We start from the raw sequence: 4038 nt of genomic DNA on the forward strand, positions 1-4038 counted from the left end.
ACCCAGGGCGGCACCATTGTGTTGGGTGTGTTCGAAAAGCCCACCGGCTTGGTGTGGGAGGGCGTGCCAGATGCCGCGCAGTTGCGCTATGGATTCAAAGCTTCATCTATGTTTCCATTCCTGCCATGATTGATCTCACAACCCTCGCTCGCTGGCTCGTCGCCCCTGCCGAGCACGAACACCTTGAATTCAAGGAGGCCAAGCAGCAGTACGACACCACCAAGCTTTTGCGCTACTGCGTGGCGCTTGCCAATGAGGGCGGCGGGCATGTGGTGCTGGGCGTTTCAGACAAGCCACCGCGTCGCGTGGTGGGCACTCAAGCGTTTGCAGCGCTGACGGACCTCAATAAGATCAAGGCCCACATCGTTGAGAAGTTGCGCATACGGGTTGACGCCATAGAGCTGGCGCATCCTGATGGCAGGGTTTTGATTTTTGAAGTGCCATCGCGCCCCGTAGGCCAGCCGCTGGATTTTGAAGGCGCGTATCAGCACTGCAGTTTGATGTATGTGACGAATCAGCGCATGTCCAATCAGTCACTGCGGTTGCGGTTTGGTTTGGTTTGACTGAAGATAAAACGGTGGTCACGTCTCAGGTCATTGGGGCGGCCAAGGAGGCGGGTCTGATCAAAGCAGATGAATCAGAAACGACCTCGACGAGGTATGCGCGGTATTTGCCGTTCTGGGCGTAATGTGGGTTACGAAAGTGCTTAAACGCAAACCGGATTTGCCCACGTAATTTCCTGAAAGTCGTTAAAAATCAATGGGTTATGTTGTTAATTGCAAGAAAACCTCAACCCGCCAGCATCCCGCCATCGCCCAGCACCGTTCAGGCATCACCAAGCTGGACAAAGCTGCGGTGCAAGCCGTGGTGACTGCGCTGGCTGAACTTGAGGTCACAAATTGTGACTTCAATTTGCTAGTTGTTTGATAGCTGCTTACGCAATGAATACGAGGGATACAGACCAATTTCTTATATAAAACCATGCAAACCCTGCCCATCCGCCTAACCCCCGGCCAAGACTTGCGTCATGCCATTGAGGCCGCCATACGCAGCCAAGGCTGCCGCGCGGCTTTCGTGCTCTCCGGCATCGGCAGCCTGTCAGACGCAGGTCTTCGGTTCGCGGGCGCAGATCAGCCGCAGCGCCTGACGGGGGACACTGAAATCCTGAGCCTGTCTGGGGCACCGTGTCCCCAAACGGCTCGCACCTGCATATGGCGCTGTCCACTTCCACGGGCGAGGTCTTCGGTGGGCATGTGGCGCCAGGCTGTATCGTGCGCACCACGGCAGAAGTTCTGCTGGCGCTGCTGCCGGAATGGGAGTTTGCCCGTGAGCACTATGCGTTGACGGGGTATGGCGAGCTTGTTATTCGTCCGAGAGTTGGCTGGCCCCGAACGGACGATGCGGTAAATTTACTATCAAAAACGTAGCTGCTTGCACAGAAGATACGGGCGCTACAGGCGGAATTTGTTTTAGATATTTGCTACCTGCATGCTTCCTCAGCGCGCGCGTTCTGGTGTGCGGTGTCTCGTGAAGTCATTTGTTCATATTTTGTGAAGATATGGAAATATTGAACATACGTTGGAATATTTTCTATAATTTCGTTACGTTCATAAATAATGAACAATCAAAAATATTGAACAAATGAACGAACCAACCCTTCTTGACCGCGCCATGGCCGCATTGGCAGCGCTGGGGCTTGATGTGCGCGCGACGGAGCCGCCGCAGAAAAAGGCACAGCTTCACGCGGATGCCTGGCTCCGCATCGGCAAAGGAAAGGGCCAGGTCGATTACGTGGTTGAGGCCAAGCGCACCCTGACGCCCGAAACCCTTGGCGCGGCCACCATGCAACTCCGGCACATTGCAAATACTGCCGGCCGCGCAGCATTGCTGGTGACCGACTACCTCACGCCGCCCATGGCGGCCAGCCTGCGCGACCAACAGCAGCAGTTTGCCGATGCCGCCGGCAATGCCTACCTGGAGGGGCCCGGCCTGATGGTTTACGTGACGGGTCGCAAGTTGCAAGACACACGAATTGCCCCCAACGCCGGCAAGGCATACACCCTGACGGGCCTGAAGGTGACATTCGCGCTGCTTTGCGACCCTGAGCTTGCCAACGCGCCGCAGCGTGCCATCGCAGCGGCGGCGGGCGTGGCGCTGGGCGCCATTCCGGCCGTGCTGGCCGATTTGCAGCAGACGGGTCATTTGCTGGTGTTGGCCAAGCGCCGACGCCTGAACGCCACCAAACGTTTGCTTGACGAATGGGCGCTGACTTACGCGCGCAGGCTGCGGGCCAAGACCTTGCAGGCGACCTACGTGGCGCACGATTTCTACGCGTGGAAGAATTGGCCACTAGACCCCGCCCAGGCGCTGTGGGGTGGCGAGCCGGCGGCGAATCTGCTGGTGAACTATTTGACGCCCGGAGTGCTCACGATCTACGCAGACAAAATTCCGCCCCGGCTTTTGATTGAAAAAAGAATGACGCCTGCCCGGGGAGCGGACGCGGGTGGCCGTGTCGTCGAGTGGCGCAAACCGTTTTGGGGAAATGTGCCAGCTGCGGCGCGGCCAGACACGGTCAACCCCGTGCTGGTGTACGCCGATTTACTCGCAACAGGCGATGCCCGCTGCATCGAAACCGCACAGCTGGTTTATGACGAATACCTTGCTCGACTTTTCCCGGCGGCCTGAGCTTGCCCTGCACGCCCGTGTGATTGCGGACGTGGAGGCGGCCGCAGCGGCCATGGGCATTGCGCCGCTTATTGCTGGCGCTTTTGCGCGTGACCTGCATTTGCTCTATCGGCACGGCATCAACGTGCAGCGAAAAACAGAAGATATCGACTTTGCATTGGCCGTACCGGACTGGGCCGGTTTTGCAGCTTTGCGTGAGCGCCTGACTGCAAGCGGCGCATTTGAGGGCTCAACGGCAGCGGCGCATCGACTGCGGCATCACAGCGGCTGGCCGGTCGATCTGGTTCCGTTCGATGGCATCGAATCCCCTGAACGAAAAATCGCCTGGCCGCCTCGTCAAGAATTTGTCATGGACGTGTTTGGTTTTCGTGAGGCCCTGGCAACTGCACAAGTCGTCTTGTTGCCAGGCAATGTGCAGACCCGAGTCGTTTCGCTTCCCGCGCTCGCCTTGCTCAAGATTGTTTGCTGGCAAGACAGGCACTACGTATCCCCACGCAAGGATGCGCACGATCTGCAGATGATCCTGAGCCACTACCTGGCAGCCGACAATGAGTCGCGGCTTTGGGACGAATTTGCTGGCTGGACGCAGGACGATGATTTTGACTACGAGCTTGCGGGTCCACGCATGCTGGGCCACGATATCCGCCGCATGCTCGATAAACCCGGCCTTGATCAAGTGGTCAATGTGCTGTTGCAGCAAGTCGACGCTGGCAAGCCGGGCTTATTGCCGATTGAGATGAATTCCAACGACCCCGACCGCGCACTGGCCTGGCTTAATGCCCTGCTGCGCGGCCTGCTAAATACAAAAGAACCCAAGCCATGAACTCAGCCACCATCGTCCAGAAACTCTGGAACTACTGCAACGTGCTGCGCGACGACGGCATGAGCTACGGCGACTATGTCGAGCAGCTTACCTACCTGCTGTTCCTCAAGATGGCCGACGAGCGCAGCCAGCCGCCCTGGAGCCAGCCCAGCCCGATTGCCAAGGGGTATGACTGGCCCTCGCTGCTGGCGAAAGACGGCGACGAGCTGTTCGACCACTACCGCCACACGCTGGAAAAGCTGGGGGCCGAGAAGGGCACCATCGGCCTGATCTTCGGCAAGGCGCAAAACAAGTTTCAGGACCCGGCCAAGCTGCGCCGCCTGGTGGTGGACCTGATCGATTGTGAGAACTGGTCGGCCATGGGTGCCGACGTCAAAGGCGATGCCTACGAAGGCCTGCTGGAGAAGAACGCACAAGACACCAAGAGCGGGGCCGGGCAGTACTTCACGCCGCGCCCGCTGATTCTGGCCATGGTGGACTGCATCGCGGCCAAGCCGGGCGAGACGATTTGCGACCCGGCCTGTGGCACC

5 protein-coding genes and 1 pseudogene are annotated in these 4038 nt (G+C 58.6%); all 6 read left to right on the plus strand.

The window, feature by feature from the left end; translation table 11 throughout:
* Nucleotides 1–563, plus strand: a 563-nt coding sequence (locus tag Q8K05_RS13905; protein WP_305247226.1) for a helix-turn-helix domain-containing protein, incomplete at its 5' end; no start/stop codon positions are given.
* A gap of 196 nt (nucleotides 564–759) precedes the next feature.
* The gene (locus Q8K05_RS13910) at nucleotides 760–927 is read left to right on the plus strand and encodes a hypothetical protein (RefSeq protein ID WP_305247228.1); all 168 of its coding nucleotides are present in this window, start codon (nucleotides 760–762) and stop codon (nucleotides 925–927) included.
* Between the two features lie 54 nt (nucleotides 928–981).
* Nucleotides 982–1427 (plus strand): annotated as a pseudogene (locus Q8K05_RS13915) (PPC domain-containing DNA-binding protein).
* A gap of 214 nt (nucleotides 1428–1641) precedes the next feature.
* Nucleotides 1642–2685: a type IV toxin-antitoxin system AbiEi family antitoxin gene (locus Q8K05_RS13920; protein ID WP_305247230.1), complete on the plus strand. Its 1044-nt coding sequence runs from the start codon at nucleotides 1642–1644 to the stop codon at nucleotides 2683–2685.
* A 52-nt stretch (nucleotides 2686–2737) separates the two neighbouring features.
* The gene (locus tag Q8K05_RS13925) at nucleotides 2738–3508 is read left to right on the plus strand and encodes a nucleotidyl transferase AbiEii/AbiGii toxin family protein (protein WP_305247231.1); all 771 of its coding nucleotides are present in this window, start codon (nucleotides 2738–2740) and stop codon (nucleotides 3506–3508) included.
* Nucleotides 3505–4038: N-6 DNA methylase (locus Q8K05_RS13930; protein WP_305247232.1), on the plus strand; the 534-nt coding region annotated here is incomplete at its 3' end. The genes Q8K05_RS13925 and Q8K05_RS13930, both read left to right, overlap by 4 nt.

Source organism: Polaromonas sp., from assembly GCF_030682935.1.
GTDB lineage: Bacteria > Pseudomonadota > Gammaproteobacteria > Burkholderiales > Burkholderiaceae_C > Polaromonas.

Excerpts from the sequence above, each read along its gene's own strand:
- Q8K05_RS13920 (WP_305247230.1), top strand. The coding sequence starts at position 1,642 with ATGAACGAACCAACCCTTCTTGACCGCGCCATGGCCGCATTGGCAGCG.
- Q8K05_RS13910 (WP_305247228.1), top strand. The coding sequence starts at position 760 with ATGGGTTATGTTGTTAATTGCAAGAAAACCTCAACCCGCCAGCATCCC.
- Q8K05_RS13925 (WP_305247231.1), top strand. The coding sequence starts at position 2,738 with ATGGGCATTGCGCCGCTTATTGCTGGCGCTTTTGCGCGTGACCTGCAT.